19 protein-coding genes, 1 pseudogene and 1 riboswitch are annotated in these 19674 nt (G+C 74.4%); of the genes and pseudogenes, 10 read left to right on the top strand and 10 right to left on the bottom strand.

Annotated elements, in window-relative coordinates:
• Positions 1–56: 56 nt before the first annotated feature.
• Both ACQPZO_RS07885 and ACQPZO_RS07880 read left to right on the top strand, forming a co-directional pair.
• Entirely contained in the window at positions 57–1118 is a 1062-nt protein-coding gene (locus ACQPZO_RS07885; protein ID WP_433348365.1) for a DUF3068 domain-containing protein, read from the top strand.
• Between the two features lie 160 nt (positions 1119–1278).
• Positions 1279–1734: a hypothetical protein gene (locus tag ACQPZO_RS07880; RefSeq protein ID WP_433348363.1), complete on the top strand. Its 456-nt coding sequence runs from the start codon at positions 1279–1281 to the stop codon at positions 1732–1734.
• A 129-nt stretch (positions 1735–1863) separates the two neighbouring features.
• Here the strand turns inward: ACQPZO_RS07880 and ACQPZO_RS07875 are convergent, their stop codons facing one another.
• Positions 1864–2457: a hypothetical protein gene (locus ACQPZO_RS07875; RefSeq protein ID WP_433348361.1), complete on the bottom strand. Its 594-nt coding sequence runs from the start codon at positions 2455–2457 to the stop codon at positions 1864–1866.
• Positions 2458–2708: 251 nt separating this feature from the next.
• Here ACQPZO_RS07875 and ACQPZO_RS07870 point away from each other — a divergent pair, with 251 nt between their 5' ends.
• Together ACQPZO_RS07870 and ACQPZO_RS07865 are read left to right on the top strand one after the other, a co-directional pair.
• A complete protein-coding gene (locus tag ACQPZO_RS07870) occupies positions 2709–3065 on the top strand; it encodes a hypothetical protein (RefSeq protein ID WP_433348359.1) in 357 nt (118 codons plus the stop codon).
• A pseudogene (locus ACQPZO_RS07865) lies at positions 3052–3786 on the top strand (phosphotransferase family protein); the annotation flags it as partial. The gene ACQPZO_RS07870 and the pseudogene ACQPZO_RS07865, both read left to right, overlap by 14 nt.
• Before the next feature lie 249 nt (positions 3787–4035).
• Here the strand turns inward: ACQPZO_RS07865 and ACQPZO_RS07860 are convergent.
• Positions 4036–4545, bottom strand: coding sequence for an RBBP9/YdeN family alpha/beta hydrolase (locus ACQPZO_RS07860; RefSeq protein WP_433350864.1), 510 nt, complete (start codon positions 4543–4545; stop codon positions 4036–4038).
• Between the two features lie 98 nt (positions 4546–4643).
• On the opposite strand from ACQPZO_RS07860, the gene ACQPZO_RS07855 reads away from it, so the two are divergent.
• Together ACQPZO_RS07855 and ACQPZO_RS07850 are read left to right on the top strand one after the other, a co-directional pair.
• Entirely contained in the window at positions 4644–5429 is a 786-nt protein-coding gene (locus ACQPZO_RS07855) for an S-adenosyl-L-methionine hydrolase (RefSeq protein ID WP_433348357.1), read from the top strand.
• 84 nt (positions 5430–5513) lie between these two features.
• Entirely contained in the window at positions 5514–5789 is a 276-nt protein-coding gene (locus tag ACQPZO_RS07850) for a CPCC family cysteine-rich protein (RefSeq protein ID WP_433348355.1), read from the top strand.
• Between the two features lie 121 nt (positions 5790–5910).
• Here the strand turns inward: ACQPZO_RS07850 and ACQPZO_RS07845 are convergent, their stop codons facing one another.
• Positions 5911–7194 carry a hypothetical protein gene (locus tag ACQPZO_RS07845; RefSeq protein ID WP_433348353.1) on the bottom strand — a complete coding sequence of 428 codons (1284 nt, stop codon included), beginning with the start codon at positions 7192–7194 and terminating at the stop codon, positions 5911–5913.
• 108 nt (positions 7195–7302) lie between these two features.
• Here ACQPZO_RS07845 and ACQPZO_RS07840 point away from each other — a divergent pair, with 108 nt between their 5' ends.
• Both ACQPZO_RS07840 and ACQPZO_RS07835 read left to right on the top strand, forming a co-directional pair.
• A complete protein-coding gene (locus tag ACQPZO_RS07840; RefSeq protein ID WP_433348351.1) occupies positions 7303–8157 on the top strand; it encodes a zinc finger domain-containing protein in 855 nt (284 codons plus the stop codon).
• A 257-nt stretch (positions 8158–8414) separates the two neighbouring features.
• Positions 8415–12059 (top strand): multicopper oxidase domain-containing protein, encoded by a 3645-nt coding sequence (locus ACQPZO_RS07835; RefSeq protein ID WP_433350862.1) that lies wholly within the window; start codon positions 8415–8417, stop codon positions 12057–12059.
• A 4-nt stretch (positions 12060–12063) separates the two neighbouring features.
• Here the strand turns inward: ACQPZO_RS07835 and pspM are convergent, their stop codons facing one another.
• From pspM to ACQPZO_RS07800, 7 genes are all read right to left on the bottom strand, one after another.
• Positions 12064–12849: a phage shock envelope stress response protein PspM gene (pspM, locus tag ACQPZO_RS07830; protein WP_433348349.1), complete on the bottom strand. Its 786-nt coding sequence runs from the start codon at positions 12847–12849 to the stop codon at positions 12064–12066.
• A gap of 94 nt (positions 12850–12943) precedes the next feature.
• The gene (locus ACQPZO_RS07825; RefSeq protein ID WP_433348347.1) at positions 12944–13810 is read right to left on the bottom strand and encodes a PspA/IM30 family protein; all 867 of its coding nucleotides are present in this window, start codon (positions 13808–13810) and stop codon (positions 12944–12946) included.
• 319 nt (positions 13811–14129) lie between these two features.
• On the bottom strand, positions 14130–14585 hold the full coding sequence (locus ACQPZO_RS07820; protein ID WP_396674761.1) for a helix-turn-helix domain-containing protein: 456 nt from the start codon (positions 14583–14585) through the stop codon (positions 14130–14132).
• A 158-nt stretch (positions 14586–14743) separates the two neighbouring features.
• Positions 14744–15319: a CinA family protein gene (locus ACQPZO_RS07815; protein WP_433348345.1), complete on the bottom strand. Its 576-nt coding sequence runs from the start codon at positions 15317–15319 to the stop codon at positions 14744–14746.
• 150 nt (positions 15320–15469) lie between these two features.
• Positions 15470–16063, bottom strand: coding sequence for a CDP-diacylglycerol--glycerol-3-phosphate 3-phosphatidyltransferase (gene pgsA / locus ACQPZO_RS07810; RefSeq protein ID WP_405112465.1), 594 nt, complete (start codon positions 16061–16063; stop codon positions 15470–15472).
• A 77-nt stretch (positions 16064–16140) separates the two neighbouring features.
• Positions 16141–17745, bottom strand: coding sequence for a 30S ribosomal protein S12 methylthiotransferase RimO (rimO, locus tag ACQPZO_RS07805; protein WP_433348342.1), 1605 nt, complete (start codon positions 17743–17745; stop codon positions 16141–16143).
• Between the two features lie 88 nt (positions 17746–17833).
• Positions 17834–18757, bottom strand: a complete 924-nt coding sequence (locus ACQPZO_RS07800) for an ornithine cyclodeaminase family protein (RefSeq protein ID WP_433348340.1) — start codon at positions 18755–18757, stop codon at positions 17834–17836.
• A gap of 92 nt (positions 18758–18849) precedes the next feature.
• Positions 18850–18920, top strand: a riboswitch (guanidine-III (ykkC-III) riboswitch).
• Positions 18921–18978: 58 nt separating this feature from the next.
• Between ACQPZO_RS07800 and ACQPZO_RS07795 the strand changes: the two genes are divergently transcribed.
• Both ACQPZO_RS07795 and ACQPZO_RS07790 read left to right on the top strand, forming a co-directional pair.
• The gene (locus tag ACQPZO_RS07795) at positions 18979–19293 is read left to right on the top strand and encodes a DMT family transporter (RefSeq protein ID WP_433348338.1); all 315 of its coding nucleotides are present in this window, start codon (positions 18979–18981) and stop codon (positions 19291–19293) included.
• 94 nt (positions 19294–19387) lie between these two features.
• A complete protein-coding gene (locus ACQPZO_RS07790) occupies positions 19388–19633 on the top strand; it encodes a hypothetical protein (protein ID WP_433348336.1) in 246 nt (81 codons plus the stop codon).
• Positions 19634–19674 lie beyond the last annotated feature (41 nt).

Below are 19674 nucleotides of genomic sequence, written 5' to 3'. Positions count from 1 at the left end.
CAGCCGGCAAGCAGTCCGCCTGCCGAACTACCCGTCCCTCAATACGTGGAGGCACTATGAGGTCTCGCGTCATCGGCGCCGCGCTGTTCGGCGTCGGTGTCCTCGCGTTGGTCTTCGCCGGCGGTCTCGCGTTCGTCGTGGCACCCCAGGCGGAACGTCTGCCGTACGACCTGGAGCGTACCCAGTCCGTCGCCGAGGCACCCAACGCCCGCTTCATGCAGATCACCAACGGCAAGGCGGAGGTGAACCAGGGCACCCTGCGCTCGACCATCACCGTAACGCCGGACACCGGAGAGACCGCCAAGCTGGACGGCCCGCTCGACGGCGACGCCGTCGTGTGGCTGGTCGGGCAGGAGGTCATCCGTACCGACACCAAGGCCCTGATCAGCGCCTACAGCACGTCGCTGGCGCTCGACCGCAAGACCGGCGCCGCCCAGCAGTGGGACAAGCAGTGGCTCGACACCGGCAGCGACCGGCAGCGCGTCAACTACTCGGGCCAGATCTACAAGTTCCCGTTCGGCACCGAGAAGAAGACCTACGAGATCTTCGACCGGGACATCAGCACCACCCAGCCGGCACGCTTCATCAAGACCGAGCAGATCAACGGGCTGGAGACGTACCAGTTCACCCAGGAGATCCGCGACGGGACGCAGGAGTTGCCGGCCGACCGCCTGAAGCTCCTGGTGGGCCAGTTGGTGCCCGGTGCCACCACCGGCCGGATCAGCTACAGCAACACCCGCACCGTGTGGGTGGAGCCGGCCACCGGCCAGTTCATCAAGGTGCAGGAGAAGCAGAGCAAGAAGCTCGTCGGCGACAACGGGCAGGAGACCGTCATCCTCGACGCGGTCTTCACCTACACCGACGACACGATCGCAAGCAGCGCCGACAAGGCGGGCTCCAACCGGCAGCTGCTCCAGATGGTCAAGCTGTGGGGTCCGCTCGCGCTCGCGGTCATCGGCCTGGCGCTGGTGATCGTCGGTCTCCTCATGACGCTGCGCCGTCCCCGCGTGGCGACGGTCGCCGGCAGCGCCCCGGGGCCACGCCGGGGTTCCGGCCGCCACACCGACACGGGTCCGGCGGAGGCCGATCCCGACCGGCAGCAGAAGGCCGACAGGTAGGCCGACCAGCTCGACGGATGCGACCCTGAGGTGCCGGCCCGGTCGGGCCGGCACCTCAGGTCGGCATCCTTTTGAACAACTTCAGGCCACATGACACATAGGACAAGGGCCACGTCCTGATGGGGCGTCCGAGCGGCCGACCGACGTCTGAAGGGTGCGCATGGACGAACCGTTGGACCACCTGATCTGGGTCGACTCCGAACCTGAGCCGGGACAGATGGCCTTCTTCGACGAGTTGTGGTCCCGGATCGGGATCCGTCCGCACGACGTGTACCGGACCTGGGACGCCGGATTCGGGGCCCGGCTCACCACCGCCCAGCTCGACGCGCTCCGCGCCGAGGCCCTGGTGTGGGATATCGAGGCCGACGTGCCCACCCGGCCGGCCCCGTACCGCCGTAGTACCTCAACGGAGCGCATCCCAGGGTCGTACCTCGTCGAAGTGCGGCCCGGTGCGGACCCGGAGGCCGTCGCCCGGGAGGTCGGTGTCGCTCCCATCGCGATCTTCACAGCTGCTCTCCTCGGGTTCGGCGCGAACATGACTGATGCCCAACTTGACGTGGTCCGCCACAATCCGGACGTCAGCTGGGTGACGGACGACCGCGTCATCAGACTGTGAGCTGGCCGCTCAGAGCGAGGTCCGAGAGGCACTCGATCAGCGGCACGACATGTCGGTTGGACAGAGGCGGACCAGCACCCGCAACAGGCGTGGACGGGCGATCGTGGGCCGCAGGGCGCCGGACCGGCGCTATCCGACCGTTGGGTGCCGCTCGGCGAGACGCTTTCCGCGCCGATGGCGCCGGACCGCGATGACCACCGTCAACACGGCACCGACCAGCACGCACAGGGATGCCAAGGCCGAGCCGGCCAGCGCCGCCAGGGCCTTCGAACGCGGGTCGTGGAACCGGGGAGGATCACCGATCGAGAAGGACGAGGTGGCGTGTTCCGGGACCGTGCAGGTCAGCGTGTACGTGCCGACCGGTTTGACGCGCATCATCTGTAGGCCGCGCCAACGCTCGCCGTCCACCTCCAAGGTGAGATCGTCGGCGAGCATCGAAATCCGAACCGACTCTTCGAGCTTCTGGGTGTCGGCCTCCGAGTATTGGCAGGCTGGGAGAGACTGCTCGCCCTTGACCCACACCATCTTCCCGGCCTCAGGCATATGCACGGTGAGCGGCTGCCCGGACGTGACGCGCTGCCCGAGGTCACCCCCGAAGGGAATCAGGAACAGCATCGCGGCGGCGGCCAGCACGCCGCCGGCGGCGATCAGCGCCGCGACGACGTACCAGACCCGGCGGGGCCGTAGCGGATCGACAGCGACGGACGCCGGAGCAGGATCCATGGAAGCATGATTGCTTGTTGCCTCTGGCCGTGCCAGTACCCGTTCGGCCACGGGGCCGGTTGGCCCTTCAACCGCGACGACTACGGTTCGTTCCGGTCGCGGGCAACCGGCCCGGCCGTCGCACCTCGCTGCCGCCGTACCGCAGCTCCGTCGCTGGTCCACCGGATGGCCGCGAGGAGGTTCCGTGCGGTGGTCGCCGCCGGGCAGTGCGGGACCCGGCACACCGGGCAGCATCCGTCCCGGTCGGGCCGATGCTGGCGCAGGACCGTCCGGACCGTCAGGGCGAGCCGGTTGCCGTGCCGCAGATCGCATCCGCCTCGGCGGGCATCAGCGCCTGCGCAAAGGGTCAACTGCCCATGCCGGCTCCCGGCTTGGCGAGGGCATGGAGCGCCTCGGTGGTCGCGGGGTCAGCGGGGAAGAATGCCTCGACGGCCAGCCCGGAGACGGTGACATCGAGCGGCGTGCCGATTTGGTTCGGGTTCGACGCCGTGATGCCCTCGGGCTACCGGCCGCTGCTTCTCGTGCAGCGCGACGAGGACTCGTACCGGATGGCCGCACGGTTCCGCGCGGAGCAGCGGCAGAAAGGACAGCACGATGGTCGGTCATGACAGCGTGGACTGGTCGGCACGGTTCAGCGGCCTCGGGTTCGCTCGGGCGGAGATCATCGGACGCGGTATGGAGGGCGAGGTCTACAGCCTCGGCGACGGACTCGTCGGCAAGGTCTGGTTCCGGCGGCAGCATGCCGAGCTGGAACCCCTGCGCGCCTTCTACACCCACCTGAGCGACCAGCGCCTCTCCTTCCGGACTCCCGAGATCCTCGACATCCACGAGATAGCCGGACACACCGTCACGGTCGAACGGGAACTCAGGGGCATGCCGCTGCGTGACGCCCTGCGGTCCGGGCAGGTGACCGTGGAGCAGGCTCAGCACTGCATGCTCGCCATCCTGGCTGAGCTGCGCGCCACCGCAGCCGGCGTCAGCTGCCGGGCGCTGACGGTCATCGACGAGGACATCCCGGTATGGCAGGGGCACGACACCTGGCACTCCGCCCTGTCCGCCCTGCTCGACCGCCGGGTGGAACGCTACGGCGAACAGCTCGCCGCATCCGTTGACGGCTTCGACGAGCTGATGAAACGGATCCGGCTGCTGATCGAACACCTGCCCGCCGCGCCCGGCACCATCCTGCACGGCGACCTCGTCCCGGCCAATGTCCTGGTCACCGCAGACGGCGCCCCCGCCGCAGTGCTCGACTGGGGATTCCTCACCACCGAAGCCGATCCCGCCTTCGAGGCGAGCGTCACCGCCGCCATCTTCGACATGTACGGCAGCGAGCACCGGACGCTCGACGAAGAGCTACTCCACCGCCTGCACGACCAGGCCGGATATCCGATGACCCGGCTCCTGCTCTATCGCGCGGTCTACGCCGTGCTCACCAGCAACGCCTACGACCCGACGGGCAAGGACGGCCACTACGCGTGGTGCGCGGCGATGCTCCAGCGTGAGGACGTCGTCGCCGCGCTGTACGCCGATCCGCTCAGCCACCCTCACCACATCGCTCCACTGTTACGCAACCAGGGGTCAGCGGCTCGTCAATTGAGCGATCAGGTCCTCCGCAAGCGGCCAAGGGCCGTAGCCGTCGGCGGTCGTGACGTGCCCGGCGTCGCCGAGGTCGACCAGCTCGGCACCCCACCGCCCGGCGTAGTGCGCCGCCCGCTCGTACGCCATCATCGGGTCGTCGCGACTCGCGGCCAGGATCGACGGGAACGGCAGCGGGTCGTCGGGCAGCGCCGGCATCGAGGACTCCCCGTCCGTCCACGGCTCGTCGATGTCGGGCGGGGCGACCAGCAGCGCCCCCCGCACCGGGCCGGGGCCGCCGAGCGCCCAGAGCGCCACGGTGAGGCAACCGGCGCTGTGCGCCACCAGCACGGTCGGCTCGGTTGTCTCGTCCAGCGCGGCGGCGAGCGCGGCCACCCGGTCCTCGGCCACGTACCGGCCGCGCCTCGCGTGGCGGACCCAGCGGCGAACCGCGTCTCGGCCGCGCAGCCACTCCTGCCAGTGGCCGGGCAGCGGCTCGTTCCGGCCGGGCACCAGCAGCACACGGGTCACGGCCGAGAGGTTAGCGTCGAACCGGCAGCCGCGCCGCCCCGCGCTGCGGGCGGCATGGGAGACACCCGAGTACGAGGAGGATGCCCATGGTGTGGATCTCGCTGACCACCGACTACGGCCTCGCCGACGGGTTCGTGGCCGCCTGCCACGGGGTGATCGGGCGGCTCGCCCCGGCCGCCAGGGTGATCGACGTGACCCACCTGGTGCCGCCGGCCGACGTGCGCCGGGGCGCGGCCGTGCTCGCCCAGACGGTGCCGTACCTGCCGGTCGGGGTGCACGTGGCGGTGGTAGATCCGGGGGTGGGCACCGCCCGGCGCGGGATCGGCCTGGCCACCCCGGGCGGGCTGCTGGTCGGCCCGGACAACGGGCTGCTGCTGGACGCCGCCACCGCGCTCGGTGGCGTCACGGCGGCAGTCGAGCTGACCAATCCACAGTGGCTGGCCCCCGAGGTGTCCCGCACCTTCCACGGCCGGGACGTCTTCGCCCCGGTCGCGGCCCGGCTGGCGCTCGGCGCGTCGCTTTCCGACGCCGGCCCGGCGGTCGACCCCGCCGACCTGGTCCGGCTCCCCGAGCCGGTGGTGCGGCCCGGCCCCGACGGCTTCACCGCCGAGGTGCTGACCGTGGACCACTTCGGCAACGTGCAGCTCGCCGCGCCGGGCGACCTGCTGGCCGCGCTGCCGGCCCGGCTGTGGGTGGCCGGGCGAGCGGCGGTGCACGGGCGGACCTTCGGCGACGCCCCGCCCGGCGAGTTGGTGATCCACGTGGACTCGGCCGGCCGGGTCGCGGTGGCGGTAAACGGCGGCCGGGCCGTCGACGTGCTCGCGGTCGGGCCGGGTGACCTGGTGGCCGTCACCGCCGCCGCCTGAGCACGACACGAGGCCGGAGGCGGTCGGGGGAACGGTCGGGAACGGCCGTTCGGTGGGTGACGAAATCGGACCACCGCCGGACTGATGCCCGATGGCCGCTTGTGGAATGCTCTTCCGGTGGGTGAACAATGGGTTCCGTCGGCATGCCCCTGCTGCGCATCGAAAACCGGGGGCGGCACCTGCCCGGTCTGCTTCTGGACCGACGACGGCCAGGGTGACGCCGACGCCGACGTGGTCCGGGGCGGCCCGAACGGCGACCTGAGTTTGTCCCTCGCGCGGCTCAACTTCGCGATCTACGGCGCCAGCCATCCCCGCTACCAGGAAATCGTGCGCCCGGCCCGCCCGGAGGAACGCCCCTGACCCGCCCCCAGTTGCGGGGACGGGCCGGGGCGACGCCGGACGCCGCGCCGACGCGGGACCGGGCGAGGAGCCAGGACGCGCGGGGCCGGGACGCGAGCGCCCCGGCCCCGGCCGGCGGCGGTCAGCAGCGCGGCGCTGCGCCGCCGTACACGGCGGAGATGTACGCGTGGCTGACGTACTGCCCGCTGGCGAGGCGGTTCCACCGGTTCGTGGTCCGGTAGGTGCCGCTGACGGTCTGGCCGGTGACGTAGCACTGGATCGGCACGTGGGCGTACGTGGCGGCGAGGCCACGGACGGCGTACCCGGTGCCGGGGCCGGTGCGGAGGTTGAGCGGGCCGGAGCCGATCACGCCGTGCGGGCCGGTGCCGGTCCACAGGTACGCGACGTCCACCCAGGCGTTGTCGGTGAGTTGGAGGCCGTCCCAGAAGGTGCCGTCGGCGAGGTCGACGCCGCCCGGGTTCAGCACGGTCCGGCCGAACTGGTCCCGCCCGCCGTGGTAGCCGTCCTGGTACGCGGCCTGCGCCTCGGGCCTGCCCTGCGGGAGGTCCTTCCAGTTCTCCCGGACGGCGGCGGGGTTCCAGTAGTCGTCCCGGGTGTTCCACGGCCCGACGTCCCAGACCGGGGCGTACTCGCAGCGGCTGCCGCTGGTGGTGCAGACCCGGAGGGTGTAGTCGCCGGTGCCGCGCGGGGAGAGCGAGCGCCGGGACGGCAGCGCCGCGAAGTGGTCACGGGACGTGACGACGTGCCCGTTGGCGGTGGTCCCGCCGACCAGCCCGATCCGGGTGGCGTAGACCCGGTAGACCCGGCCGGGGGTGGACGCGGCGGCGACGGCCGCCCGGTCGGCGGTGAGCCGGACGGCGCGTACCGCCAGGGTGGCCCCGGCGGTGCGGGCGGTGAGCAGCACCCGGGCCTGGACCCGGGTGACCGGCTGGTCGAAGACGGCGGCCGGGCCGGCCGTGCGCCACTCGGTCCAGCCGGCGGCGTGCCGGCCGCGCACCTGGACCTCCACCGCGGCGTCCGGTCCGGCGTCCGCGTCCACCTCGGCGCGGACCCGGGTGGCGGGTCGGGTCAGGGCGTGCTCCGGGCTCAGGTACGCGCCCTCGGCGACCGGCGTGTGCCGGTCCAGGGCGGCGGTGGTGACGGCGTGCGGCGTCCGGTCGGACAGCCGGAGCCCGCCGCCGGCCCAGCGGGCGTTGAGGCCGCCGGCGCGGGAGAGGTCGGCGTCCCACCGCTCGGTCGGCGCGACCGCGTCGGCGACGCGGGGAGACGCGGCGGCGGGTCCGGCGAAGGCCGCCGGCAGCAGGGCGGAGGCGGGCGGTACGGGGACGGCGGCCAGGTATAGGAGTGCGACGGCGAGCAGCGGGGAGAGGACGAGGCTACGGACGGGAGTACGTGGACAATTCACGTTGTTCCTCCTCAGAACACCCTGATCGTTGCCTTTCGCTCGATCGATGGGAACCTCCGTACAAATGGCGATACACGCGAATCCCGTTCGGGGAGGGAGAATGGCGGGGTGCCCGAAGGTGACACCGTCTGGAACACCGCCCGCGTCCTGCACCGCGCCCTCGGCGGGGTCCGGCTCACCGGCTGCGATTTTCGGGTGCCGCAGTTGGCCACCGTTGACCTGACCGGCTGGACGGTGCGCGAGTCGGCCAGCCGGGGCAAGCACCTGCTGCTCCGGCTCACCGCCCCGGAGCCGGTCACCGCCCCGGCCGCCGGTGACGATCGGGCGACCCGCTGGACGCTGCACTCGCACCTGCGGATGGACGGGGCCTGGCGGGCGTACGCGCCGGGCGAACGCTGGACGGCCCGGCCCGCGCACCTGATCCGGGCGGTCCTGCGCGGCCCCGACTCGGTGGCCGTCGGGTACCACCTGCACGAGCTGGCGTTGGTGCCGACGGCCGAGGAGGACACGCTGGTGGGGCACCTCGGCCCGGACCTACTCGGTGCCGACTGGGACCCGGCCGAGGCGGTCCGCCGGCTCGCCGCGCGACCGGAGGCGGCGATCGGGGAGGCGCTGCTCGACCAGCGCAACCTGGCCGGCGTGGGCAACCTGTACAAGTGCGAGGTGCTGTTCCTGCGCGGGATCTCGCCGTGGACCCGGGTCGGCGCGGTGCCCGACCTGGCCGGCACGGTGACGCTCGCGCAGAAGCTGCTGGCGGCCAACCGGGGGCGGTGGACCCAGAGCACCACCGGCTCGCTGCACCGGGGGCAAACCAGCTACGTGTACGGCCGGCGTGCGCAGCCCTGTCGCCGGTGCGGCACCGCGATCCGCAAGGAAGAGCTGGGCGAACGGGTCACCTACTGGTGCCCGGCCTGCCAGCCCGGCCCGCCGGGCACCGCCCCGCCCCGACCGGCGCCCTCCTAACCCGGCGCTCTCCTGACCCCGGCGCCCCTCCTGACGCCCCGACGCCCTCCTGACCCCGGCGACCGGGCCGGTCGACACCCTGACCTGCCCCGACACGCCGGTCCGGGTCCGGGCCGCCCGCAGATACGGACGATTGGGTAGTTCCTAACCAGGGGTCCGGCGTCGCATGCTGCGGTTGAGTGCTCACCGATCGTCAACGGGCACGCCGGTCGCCCCAAGGGGGTGGCGGCCGGTGCGCCTCGATCCCGGGGAGAGCCATCGTGCTGTTCCGCAGACTGCGCACCAACCTCGCCGACCGGGCCGCCCGCACCGGCCGGGAGGTCGGGCCGACCGTGCCGGCGGCCCGGGTCGCCGAGGACGCGGCCCCCGTCCCGGCCAGCCTCGACCCGGCCGCGGTCCCGCGCAGCTTCGGGCCGGTGCCCAACTTCGCCACCAGCCCGCTGCCGGTCCCCGACGGGCGGGGCGGGACGGTCCCCGGCACCGGCCTGCGCAAGTTCGTCGACGCGCTGCCGGGCCCGGGCGAGGAGGGCCGCACCGAGCTGGGCGGGTACCTGCCGGTGGCCGTCCCCGACACCCTCACCTGGCCGGGCTGCGACTACTACGAGATCGGTCTCCAGGAGTACGCCCAGCGCCTGCACCGCGACCTGCCCGCCACCCGACTGCGCGGCTACCGGCAGCTCAACCTGGGCACCGACGGCTCCGGGCACAACACGGTCGCCCCGCCCGACCGGCCGTACCTGCTCGGGCCGGTGATCGTGGCCCGGCGGGGCCGGCCGGTACGGATCAAGTTCATCAACCAGCTCCCCACCGGGCGGGCCGGTGACCTGTTCCTGCCCGTCGACCCGACGCTCGACGGGGCCGGGGTTGGGCCGCTGGACGGGCCGGCGCCGTACCCGCAGAACCGGGCCGTGCCGCACCTGTACGGCGGGCAGACCGGCTGGATCAGCGCCGGCAACCCGTGGCAGTGGGTCACCCCGGCCGGCGAGATCACCCCGTACCCGACGGGGGTGGGGCTGACCCACGTACCGGACATGCCGCCGCCCGGCCCCGGGGCGACGACCCTGTACTACCCGAACGAGCAGAGCGGCCGGCTGATGTGGCTGCACGACAACACGCTCGGCCTGTCCCGGCTCACCGTCCACTCCGGGCAGCTCGCGCTCTACCTGCTCGCCGACCCGGCCGAGGAGCACCTCGTCGCCGACGGCGTGCTGCCCGCCGAGCAGCTGCCGCTGGTGATCCAGGACCGCACCTTCGTGCCGGACGACACCCAGCTCGCCGCCCAGGACCCGACCTGGGACCGGGACCGCTGGGGGGCCCGGGGCAGCCTGTGGCACCCACACGTCTACCAGCCCCGGCAGAACCCGTACCGGGCCTCGGGCGGCAACCCGACCGGCCGCTGGGACTACGGCCCGTGGACGGGCCCCCCGCCAGGCCGGGAGGCGGTCGCCCGACCGGGGCCGGACCCGGAGACCGACGGCCGCCCGGCCGGGCCGGCGCCGAACCCGCACCACGATCCGGTCGCCGCCCCCGACGAGCCGCCGCTGGCCCCGGGCGTGCCGCACCCGTCGGCGGTGCCGGAGGCGTACGGCGACACCCCGCTGGTCAACGGGGTCGCCTACCCGTACCTGACGGTGGCGCCGAGGGCGTACCGGTTCCGGATCCTCAACGCCTGCGCGGACCGCGGCCTCAACCTCCAGCTCTACCGGGCCCGCTCGGACGGCCCGATGTGGGGCCCGGACGGCGAGCTGCACGACGCCGACGCGGGCGAGGTGCCGATGGTGGAGGCGGTCCGCTCCCCCGGCCGCCCGGCGCACTGGCCCACGGACGGCCGCGACGGCGGGGTGCCGGACCCCGCCGGGGCCGGGCCGGAGTTCGTCCAGGTCGGCAACGAGTGCGGGCTGCTGCCCGCCCCGGTGGTGCTGCCCAACCGCCCGGTGGGCTACCGGTACGACCGGCAGGACCCGACCGTGCTGAACGTCGACGGGCACACCCTGCTGCTCGCCCCCGGGGAACGGGCCGACGTGGTGGTCGACTTCTCCGCCGTCCCGCCCGGTGCCACGGTGATCCTGTACAACGACTGCCCGGCCCCGCTGCCCCGGTTCGACCCCCGCTACGACCACCACACCGACGCGCCGGACCGCACCGCCGTGGGCGGGATCGCCGGCACCCGCCCCGGGTACGGGCCGAACACCCGCACCCTGCTCCAGTTCCAGGTGGCCGGCGAGCCCGCCGAGCCGTTCGACCTGGCCCGGCTCGCCGACCGGCTGCCCGCCGCGTATGCGGCCAGCCAGCGCCCGCCGATCGTGCCCCAGCCGGCGTACGACGCCGCGTTCGGCACCCGCACGGCCGGGGACACCGTGGTCACGGCGTACGCCACCTCGGTCAGCTTCACGCCGGCCGGGGCCGCCGTACCGGTGACCCTGCCGCTGGCGGTGAAGGCGGTGGGGCAGGTGTTCGAGCCGGCGTACGGGCGGGTCGCCGGCCGGCTCGGGGTCGCCCACCCGAACGCCGGCCCGCTCGGCCCGGTGACCCTGCCGCTCGGGCCCGTCGACCCGGCCACCGAGACCCTGGTGATCGCCGACCCGACGGTCCCGGTCGGCGCGCCCGCCGACGGCACCCAGCTCTGGCGGATCACCGGGGACGCCGGGCAGACCCACCCCGTGCACGTCGGCGGCTGCGACGTGCAACTCGTCAACCGCGTCGGCCGGGACGGCACGATCCGCCTGCCGGAGGCCAACGAGCTGGGCTGGAAGGAGACGGTCCGGGTGAACCCCCGGGAGGACGTGGTCGTGGCGCTGCGCCCCGTCGCGCCCGTCCTGCCGTTCAAGCTCGGCGACAGCGTCCGGCTGCTCGACCCGACGCGCCCGGCCGGCGCCCGGATCGGCTCGACCCCGGTCAGCCCGCTCGACGGCCGGCCGGCGGCGGTGGTGAACCAGCTGGTCAACATGGGCTGGGAGTACCGCTGGCACAGCCAGCTCGGCGGCCACCGGGACCAGGGCATGAGCCGCCCGCTGGTGCTGCGGGTCGCCCCGAAGGGCCCGACCGGGCTGACGGCCACACCGATGGCCGGGTCGGCGACCGTGCTGCCGGCGATCGCGCTGACCTGGACCGGCAACGGCAGCCACCCGCAGGCCCGCAGCCACCTGCTCCAGCGGGCCACCGACATCGCGTTCACCGAGGGGGTCATCGCGATCACGGTGGCCGCCGCCGCCAACCGGTACACCGACGCGACGGTCACCCCGGGGGTGACGTACCACTACCGGATCCGGGCGGAGAACGAGGTGAGCTGCTCGGCCTGGTCCAACGGGGTGCCGGCGGCGGTCCGGCTCGCCGCCCCGGCCGGGCTGGTCGCGGCGATCCCGCCGGCCGCGCCGCCCCGGGTGGCGCTGCGCTGGGCGAACCGCTCCTTCGCCACCGGCGTGGACGTGCAGCGGGCCACCAACCCGACGTTCACCAGCGGGCCGGTGACCACCGCGATCGGGGTGGGCGGGCAGCACGTGGACGCCGTGGTCGCTGCGGAGACCACCTACTACTACCGGGTGCGGACCACCTACCTGGGGGCGGCGTCGCCGTGGTCGACCGTCGCCACCGTCACCACCCCGCCTCGGCCCGCACCGCCCACGGCGCTGGCCGGCGCCGCGAGCGCCCCCGCGCCCGACACGGCGGCAGTGGCGCTGACCTGGGCGGCCGGGCCGCCGGGCGGGCCGGGGGCCGGCTTCGTGGTGCAGCGGGCCCTCGACCCGGCGTTCGAGCGGGAGGTCGTCGCGTTCACGGTGCACGGGCGGGGGTTCACCAACACCGGCCTGGCCCGGGGTGTGACGTACCACTACCGGGTGCGGTCGTTCAACGTGGTCGGCAGCTCGCCGTTCACCCCGCCGGTGGCGGTGAGCACCCCCGGCTGAGCGGTCAGCGGGTGGGGGCGCGCAGGGGTTCGCCGACGGTACGCAGCTCGGCCAGCGCCGAGGCCACCCCGTGCAGCAGGTCGGTCGCCTCGGCGAGCCGGGACGCGGCGGCGTGCTCGCTGCTGGGGCGGGCGTCCTCGGCCAGGTAGCCGGCGGCGGCCACCACCAGTCGCTCGTACGCGGACACCCCGCTTTCCAGCTGCCCGGACAGCTCCCGGTGGGCGCCGGCGAGCGGGGCCCGGGCGTCGGCCGGGGCGAGCCGCAGGGCCCGCTCGACGCTGGCCACCCGCCCGGCCAGCTCGCGCAGCGAACGGTCGGCGGCGGCGGCCTCCAGCACGGCCGGCTCGGCCAACCCGGTCAGCTGGCCGGTCATCCCGCCGAGGGTCAGCGCGGCCCGGTCCAGCCGGGCCCACGGCTCGGCCACGCTGGTGCCGCGCAGGGCCAGCCGGGACCGGGCCCGGCGCACCTCGGCCAGCACCCCCTGCCCGGCCGGGAGTCGTTCCACGGCGGCGACCAGCCGGGCCCGGGACCGGGCGGCGGCCTCGGCCGGGTCGAGCGCCGGGGGCGCCGGCCGCGACGCGTGGGCCCGCAGGTCGAGCCAGCGCCAGGCGGCCAGGGCCACCGCGCTGCCCGCGGCGCCGGCCCAGGCCGCGTCGGGGAGCCCGAGCCCGGCGTACGGGGTCAGCACGGCCGCCGCCCCGGTCAGGCCACCGCCCAGGACGCTCCACCGGCGGGCGGCCCGCCGCAGCCGGCGCAGATCGCGGAAGTACCGTGCCCGCTCGTCTGCCATGCGTGCCTCCTCATTCCGGCCGCCCGACCGACGGCGCTGACGCCGCCCGACCAGTCCGGCCCTGGTGCCGCCCGACCAGCGGCGCTGGTGCCGCTCAGCCGGCGGCGGTGGTGTCCCCGCTGCCGCGCTCCTGGCCCATGCTGGCCCGGATCTGGTCGAGCCGGGCCGCGGCGACCGGGTCGGCGGTCGGAGCGGCCTGTCCCTGCCCCGCCGCGCGGTCCTGCCGGCCGGCTAGCTGCTCGCCGGCCATGCTGGAACGGATCTGCTCCAGCCGGGACGAGCCGGCCGAGTCCAGGGACGCCTTCTGGATCTCCAGCATCCGGCCCTCGACGGAGTTGCCGGCCAGCTCGGCGCGGCCCATCGCGGTGGCGTAGCGCTGCTCGATGCGGTCCCGCACCTCGTCCAGCGAGGGGGTGCTGCCGGAGGCCGTCAGGGAGGACATCGACTCCAGCGAGCGGGCCACGCTCTCCTGCATCTTGGCCTGCTCCAGCTGGCTGAGCAGCTTGGTGCGCTCGGCCAGCTTCTGCTGGAGGATCATGGAGTTGTTCTCCACCGCCCGGCGGGCCTGCGCGGCGGCGCCGAGCGCCTGATCGTGCAGGGTCTTCAGGTCTTCCGTGGCCTGTTCGGCCGAGACGAGCTGGGTGGCCAGCATCTGGGCGGACTGCTCGTACTTGCCGGCCTCCGCCTCGTCGCCGCGGGCCCGGGCCTGGTCGGCGAGGACCAGGGCCTGCCGGGCGTTGCCCTGCAGCCGCTCGACCTCGGACATCTGCCGGGACAGCTTCAGCTCCAGCTGACGCTGGTTGCCGATCACGGCCGCCGCCTGCTGGACCAGCGCCTGGTGCTGGCGCTGCGCCTCCTCGACGGCCTGCTGGATCTGCACCTTGGGGTCGGCGTGCTCGTCGATCCGGGCACCGAAGAGCGCCATCAGGTATTTCCAGCCCTTGACGAACGGGTTCGCCATCTCCGCGGTATCCCCTCAGTAGAGTCGCGCCGCCCCGACCGTGCCGGGCGGTCCGGCCGGCGGTCGCACGCGGCAGTGAAGCCATGGTCCCAGCCGGGCGCCAGCCCGGCATCCGTACGTCCACGAGCGGCACGCGCCGCCGTCTGATCAACAGTACGCGGCGCGGGAAAGCCCGGCCACGTCGTCGGGTGGCCGGGGTCGCACCTGCCGCGCGGTCGGGCCGGCGGGCGGCGTCGGGGCTCCCGCCGACGAGGCGCCCCGGGGCGTGTCGGCGGCCGGGGTGGGCCGCCCGGCGGGCTGGATCAGGCGGCGGGCTGGTTCAGGCGGCGCAGACGACGTCGCGGTCGCGGTCGGCGGGGCGCACCCTCGTGCTGCGCAGGGTGGCCTTCAGCGGCGAGTCCTGGTGCACGGCCACCGACACCGAGCCACCCGTGGAGACCTGACGCACCCCACGGCCTGCGGCGTTGCGGACGGAGGCGCGGCCCACCGGCGCCGGCTCGACGGGCTCGTCCTGCACCGGCATCAGCACCCCCGGGAGCTGCTCGGCGAGCGCCACCGTGTCGCTGACCTCGCGGAGCAGCTCGGAGAGGCGGGCACCGAGGGCGTCGCAGATGGCGGCCAGCAGCTCGCTGGAGGGCTCCTTCTGGCCGCGCTCGATCTCGGACAGGTAGCCCAGGCTCACGTTCGCCGCGGAGGAGACCTCGCGCAGGGTGCGCTGCTGCCCCTGCCGGCGCGCCCGCAGTGCGTCACCGATCACCCGGCGTAGCAGGACCATCGCACCTCCCCTGACTGGTCTCACCCCTCCGACGGCGGTCGTTCCCGGCGCGGTGTACCGCCCCGGTGCCGACGACACGCGTCGGAGCCTTCCCGCAACCGTACCCGCTGCCGGCCCCAGTGACATCCCACCCTGCCCCACCATCTGGCGGTGGCCGCTCAACGCCCGCCCGTCGCGGCGGTCGCGGGATCCCCGTCGGCGGCGGCCGGCAGGCCCGAAGCAGTCGCCACCTCCGCCGCGTGGATCCGCTGGGCGAGCAGCCGCAACGCCTCGATCACCGTGGCGGAGCGGATGTGGTCCCGGCCGCCGTCCAGGTCGAGCCGGGTGACCTCGGCGCCGCCCGGCCCGGCGACGGCGATGTAGACCAGCCCGACCGGCTTGCCGTCCTGCGGCTGCGGCCCGGCCACGCCGGTGGTGGCCAACCCCCAGTCGGCCCCGCAGCGCCGCCGGCCGCCCTCGGCCAGGGCGAGGGCCACGTCCGGGTCGACGGGTCCGCGGTCGGCCAGCAGGTCCTCCGGTACGCCGGCCAGCCACGCCTTCAGCTCGGTGGCGTACACAACCAGCCCGCCCCGGTAGACGCCGCTCACCCCGGCGATCTCCACGAGCGAGGCGGAGAGCAGCCCACCGGTGAGCGACTCCACGGTCGCCAGCGTCTCGTGCCGCTGCGCGAGGCGGTGCACCACCCCGGCCGCCGGGTTCCCGACCGGCCGCCGCCCGTTCGCATCCGTCTCCATGCCCACGTTCCTTTCCCCACCGCTGCCGCCCTACGCCACCCTGCCCACGCATCCTCCCGCCCACCACTGGCGGTCAGGTGGTGGTCGCCGGGCGGGCCGCCGACCGCCCCAGGACCACCGGGGAGGCCGGGGCCTGCTGGGTGGGGTCGGTCAGGGGCGGGGCCGACGGAGCCGGAGGGCCTGGGCGATGTAGTCGAAGCCGGTGACCACCGTGACGACCACCGCGGCGGCCATGATCCAGGGGCCGACGTCGGCGAGACCGGCCGGCATCGGCCACAGGTACCAGGTGATCGCGAGGATCTGGAGCGCAGTCTTGATCTTGCCGCCCCGGCTGGCCGCGATGACGCCGTGCCGGATCACCCAGAACCGCAGCGCCGTGATGCCCAGCTCGCGGGCCAGGATCAGCGCGGTCACCCACCAGGGCAGCAGGTCGTACCAGGACAACAGCACCAGGGCCGCGCCGGTGAGCGCCTTGTCGGCGATCGGGTCGGCGACCTGACCCACGGAGGTGACCAGGCCGAAGCGGCGGGCGATCCAGCCGTCCACCAGGTCGGTGGCCGAGGCGAAGACGAAGATCAGGCAGGCCACGATCCGCCACCCGGAGTGGCTCATCGCCGACATCACGACCGTCGCCCCGAAGACCGGCACCAGCACCAGCCGCAGCAGGGTCAGCGCGTTGGCCGCGTTGAGCACCGGCACCCGGGCGACCACCGGCGACGGCGTCGACCCCGCCGCCGGAGTCATCGGCGTGCCCCGATCGGGCCGCCGTGGCGTACCTGGCGCCGCACCACGTGGCTCCCCCGCTCTCTCAGGGCCCGCCGTCACCGTGCCGCGCCGGGCGCCGCCGAGATCATCTCATCCGGGACCGCGACCAGGTCCACCCCTTCGGTGGCGGTGACCGTCGCCCGCACCAGGTCGCCGGGGCGCAGCGCGGCCAGGTCCACACCGCCCTCGACCGGGGCGACCAGGGTGGTCGAGCCGTCGACCTCGGGGGCCTGGTGCGCCGCCCGGCCCTCGACCACGCCGTCGTCGACCGAGTCGACCAGCACCTCGACCGTGGAGCCGAGCCGCTCCTCGGCGCGCTGCGAGCACAGCTCGTCGGCGAGCGCGCTGAGCCTGTCGTACCGGCGCTTGATGGTGGCGGCGGAGACCTTGCCGGGCAGGCCGGCGGCCTCGGTGCCGTCCTCGTCGCTGTAGTCGAACATGCCGATCGCGTCGAGCCGGGCCTCGGTGAAGAAGCGGACCAGCTCGGCGATGTCGGCGCGGGTCTCGCCGGGGAAGCCGACGATGAAGTTGCTCCGCGCACCGGCCTGCGGGGCCAGGGCGCGGGCGGAGGCCAGCAGCTCCAGGAACCGGTCGGTGGAGCCGAAACGGCGCATCCGGCGCAACACCGGCTCGCTGGAGTGCTGGAACGACAGGTCGAAGTAGGGCGCGACGCCCGGCGTGCCGGCGATCGCCTCGACCAGCCCGGGCCGGGTCTCGGCGGGCTGGAGGTAGCTCACCCGGACCCGGACGATGCCGGACACGGCGGCGAGCTGCGGCAGCAGCTTCTCCAGCGCCCGGGGGTCGCCCAGGTCCTTGCCGTACGACGTCGAATTCTCGCTGACCAGCACCAGCTCCCGGACGCCGCTGCGGGCCAGCCACTCCGCCTCGGCGAGCAGCTCGTCGGGCGTACGCGAGACGAACGCCCCCCGGAAGGCCGGAATGGCGCAGAACGCGCAACGCCGATCGCAGCCGCTGGCCAGCTTCAGCGACGCCACCGGGCCGGTGTCGAGCCGGTGCCGCAGCACCTGGCGCAGGTGGGCCGGGGTGTGCTCGTCGGTCTGCACGGCCGCCCGCGAGGTGCCGTGGCCGGGCAGCGAGACCGCGCTGTCGCGCCGGGCGACCGGGGTCAGCGGCAGCAGCTCACGCCGGTCGCGCGGGGTGTGCGCGTCGATCGACTCCCCGGCCACGACCGCGTCGAGCCGGGCGGCGATGTCCGGGTAGTCGTCGAAGCTCAGCACCGCCTGCGCCTCGGGCAGGCTGTTGGCCAACTCCCGGCCGTACCGCTCGGCCATGCAGCCGGCGGCGACCACCTTCGCGCCGGTGTCGGCGGCGGCCAGCAGCGTCTGGATCGAGTCCTGCTTGGCCTTCTCCACGAAGCCGCAGGTGTTGACGACCACCACGTCGGCACCCTCGCCGTCGGTAGTCACCTGCCAGCCGTCGGCGTGCAGCCGGGCGGCCAACTCCTCCGAGTCGACCTCGTTACGGGCGCAGCCCAGCGTCAGCAGGGCAACGCGGCGGCCGGTAGCGGCGGACGACGGCTCCAGGTCGCGCCCCGGCGCCGGACGCGCCGAGCTGGAGCTGTCGGACGACGGCTCCAGGTCGCGGCGCGGCGCCGGACGTGCCGAGCTGGAGATGTCGGAAGAGGAGGTGGCAGACACCATCCGAGGGTACCGGGCGCGCGGAGGCCACCTGGCAACGGCGGTCGCCACCCTCCGCGCCGACAGCCGGGGGTCGGGTGCCGGCCCGCCGTCAGAGCCGGGCCACCCCGACCTGGACCAGGCGGTCGAGCAGGAAGACCTCCGTGCCGGCCAGGCCGGTGGAGCAGAACACCGACACCTGGTCCGCCCCGGTCCGCCCCGGGACCGCCCCGGCCAGCACCGCGCCCAGGTCGGCCAGCCGCCCCGCGTACGGGGGCAGCGCGGCGAGCATCGGCGGGTCGTACGCCATCGCCTGGGCCGGCGAGTCCGTGACCAGGACGTCGGCGGCGTCCAGCAGATCGGTGCCGAACTCGGCCCGGCCGCGCTGCTTGAAGCCGACCGCGTTGACGTGTGCCCCCGGGGCGAGGTCGGCGGCGTCCAGCACCGGCGTGTGGCTGGTGGTGGCGATCACCACGACGTCCCGGCCGGTCACGGCGGCCCGGGCCGTGGCCACGGCGCGGGCCGGGACGCCCAGCTCGGCGCGGACCCGGGCGGCGAACGACTCCCGGCGGGCCGCCGAGCGGCTGTGCACGGTCACCTCGCGCAGCGGGCGCACGGCGGCGGTGGCCCAGACCTGCGTCCACGCCTGCCCGCCCGAGCCGATCACGCCGAGGGTGGCCGCGTCCGGCCGGGCCAGCGCGTCGACCGCCACCCCGCCCAGCCCTCCGGTGCGCCGGGAGCCCAGCTCCTCGCCGACGGCGATCGCCCGCACCGCCCCGGTCCGCCCGTCGTGCAGCACGACGATCTGCTCGCCCTGCGGGTGGCCGAACGTGTCGTACGTGCGGTAGCCGTACCACTCGTCGGTGAGCTGCCCGGCGGTGAGGACCATCCGGCCGCCGCTCAGCGGGGCGGACGCCCGGGGCGGCGCGACCAGCCGGCCGGCGTGGGCGGCGAGCAGGGCGTCCCGCATCGCGGCCACGGTGGTGGACGCGTCGAGGACGGCGGCGACCTCCCGGTCGGAGACGAGCAGAGTCATGCCGGCAATACTGCGACCTGAAGTCAACTTCAGGTCAACCCGAACGTGGCTCGTTTCACCTCTCCCCTGGTCAACCGGGTGTTAGGTTCGACTCGGCGGCCCGGTGGTTGCGGGCCGCCCCGGACGAGGGTGGGCGTACCCGGTGAGGCCAAGACGCCTGCGAGGTCTTTTCCACTCGTCCCGGCCCCGGTGGCCCGGGCAGCCCTCGAAGGTGATGTCACATGGCCTGGCTCGTTCTGGTTCTCTCCGGATTCCTCGAAACCGCGTGGGCGATCGCCCTCGACCGCAGCGCCGGCTTCCGTCGCCCCCTGCCCACGGCCGTCTTCGCCGTCGCCCTGGTGCTGAGCATGGCCGGGCTCGGGTACGCGCTGCGGCAGATCCCGGTCGGTACCGGGTACGTGGTCTGGGTCGGCATCGGCGCGGTGGGCACCGCCTTGGTCGGCATGGTGGCGCTGCACGAGCCGGCGACCGTGGCCCGGATCGCCTGCCTGCTGCTGATCGTCGCCGGGGTCGTCGGTCTCAAGGTCTTCCACTGACCGCACGCCCTCGACCCGCCGCGAGGCGTGACGAACGGCCACAGTGGGTAGAGAGCCGCCGACCGCACCAGGAGGCTCTCACCAGGAGGACGTCATGACCGACATGCACAGCACCGCCCGCCCGCGCAGCAACGCCGCCCGGATCTGCACGATCCTCGGCTTCGTCTTCGCCGTCGTCGCGGTGTTCCTGATGCCTCCGATCTTCGGCCTGGTCGGCGTCGTCCTGGGCATCGTCGGCGCCGTCCAGGGCGACAAGCCGCTCGGCTGGTACGCCGCCGCCGCGAGCGTGGCCGGCGCCGTCCTCGGCATGGTGCTGGCCGCCGTGATCCTCAACGCCTGACCCCCGACGCGCGACGGGCCCGCCGGTGATCCGGCGGGCCC

Source organism: Micromonospora sp. CA-111912 (assembly GCF_050948415.1).
Classification (GTDB): domain Bacteria; phylum Actinomycetota; class Actinomycetes; order Mycobacteriales; family Micromonosporaceae; genus Micromonospora.
Note: the sequence above shows the minus strand (reverse complement) of the source record. Positions and strands in the feature narration are given on the sequence as shown.

What these genes read in the sequence shown, in the direction of transcription:
- ACQPZO_RS07885 (WP_433348365.1), top strand. Translation starts at nt 57, where the DNA reads ATGAGGTCTCGCGTCATCGGCGCCGCGCTGTTCGGCGTCGGTGTCCTC.
- ACQPZO_RS07880 (WP_433348363.1), top strand. Translation starts at nt 1,279, where the DNA reads ATGGACGAACCGTTGGACCACCTGATCTGGGTCGACTCCGAACCTGAG.
- ACQPZO_RS07875 (WP_433348361.1), bottom strand. Translation starts at nt 2,457, where the DNA reads ATGGATCCTGCTCCGGCGTCCGTCGCTGTCGATCCGCTACGGCCCCGC.
- ACQPZO_RS07870 (WP_433348359.1), top strand. Translation starts at nt 2,709, where the DNA reads ATGCTGGCGCAGGACCGTCCGGACCGTCAGGGCGAGCCGGTTGCCGTG.
- ACQPZO_RS07855 (WP_433348357.1), top strand. Translation starts at nt 4,644, where the DNA reads ATGCCCATGGTGTGGATCTCGCTGACCACCGACTACGGCCTCGCCGAC.
- ACQPZO_RS07850 (WP_433348355.1), top strand. Translation starts at nt 5,514, where the DNA reads ATGCCCGATGGCCGCTTGTGGAATGCTCTTCCGGTGGGTGAACAATGG.
- pspM (WP_433348349.1), bottom strand. Translation starts at nt 12,849, where the DNA reads ATGGCAGACGAGCGGGCACGGTACTTCCGCGATCTGCGCCGGCTGCGG.
- ACQPZO_RS07825 (WP_433348347.1), bottom strand. Translation starts at nt 13,810, where the DNA reads ATGGCGAACCCGTTCGTCAAGGGCTGGAAATACCTGATGGCGCTCTTC.
- ACQPZO_RS07820 (WP_396674761.1), bottom strand. Translation starts at nt 14,585, where the DNA reads ATGGTCCTGCTACGCCGGGTGATCGGTGACGCACTGCGGGCGCGCCGG.
- ACQPZO_RS07815 (WP_433348345.1), bottom strand. Translation starts at nt 15,319, where the DNA reads ATGGAGACGGATGCGAACGGGCGGCGGCCGGTCGGGAACCCGGCGGCC.
- pgsA (WP_405112465.1), bottom strand. Translation starts at nt 16,063, where the DNA reads ATGACTCCGGCGGCGGGGTCGACGCCGTCGCCGGTGGTCGCCCGGGTG.
- rimO (WP_433348342.1), bottom strand. Translation starts at nt 17,745, where the DNA reads ATGGTGTCTGCCACCTCCTCTTCCGACATCTCCAGCTCGGCACGTCCG.
- ACQPZO_RS07800 (WP_433348340.1), bottom strand. Translation starts at nt 18,757, where the DNA reads ATGACTCTGCTCGTCTCCGACCGGGAGGTCGCCGCCGTCCTCGACGCG.
- ACQPZO_RS07795 (WP_433348338.1), top strand. Translation starts at nt 18,979, where the DNA reads ATGGCCTGGCTCGTTCTGGTTCTCTCCGGATTCCTCGAAACCGCGTGG.
- ACQPZO_RS07790 (WP_433348336.1), top strand. Translation starts at nt 19,388, where the DNA reads ATGACCGACATGCACAGCACCGCCCGCCCGCGCAGCAACGCCGCCCGG.